This window comes from Vibrio sp. HI00D65, assembly GCF_001635455.1.
Lineage (GTDB): Bacteria > Pseudomonadota > Gammaproteobacteria > Enterobacterales > Vibrionaceae > Vibrio.
In genome coordinates, this window is sequence record NZ_LWEH01000466.1 from 1 (window position 1) to 453 (window position 453).

Consider the following 453-nt stretch of genomic DNA (forward strand, 5'->3'; position numbering starts at 1 on the left):
CGACAACCGTTAATGAATCGCTTGGTAAGGCTTCAAAGTTCATCGTAAAAGGCACAATAACGTGCGCCCCTTTTGATTTATAGGTTAGTGTTTTATTTGGTTCAGAAATAACGCCAAGCAGTGTTCCCGACTCTAACCATAAAGCGATTTCGCCAATAGGGAACTCTTTATCCCCTGAAAACTTGGCCGCCATTTGTAGTGAGGTATCGCTAACGTTGACACATTGAATAATATCTTCAATTTGTCGCTCATTACGTAACGCCTGCTGAGAAGGGCTGGGCGTATAAGACTGGTCACCCACCGATATTTTGGCAATTTTGGCTTTTATGCCTGCATTCTTTGCGCTGATACACTCAGCTAAGCCATGATGCGTAATGGTTACCGCTAATGTCATATTGTTCTCGCTATTATTTCAATTGGGGTGATTGATATGGAATAAGGGCCCAAAGAAGC

1 protein-coding gene is annotated in these 453 nt (G+C 42.8%); it reads right to left on the bottom strand.

Annotated elements, in window-relative coordinates:
* Positions 1 to 394: phage tail-collar fiber domain-containing protein (locus tag A3712_RS22860; RefSeq protein ID WP_063525183.1), on the bottom strand; the 394-nt coding region annotated here is incomplete at its 3' end.
* Between the last annotated feature and the right edge of the window lie 59 nt (positions 395 to 453).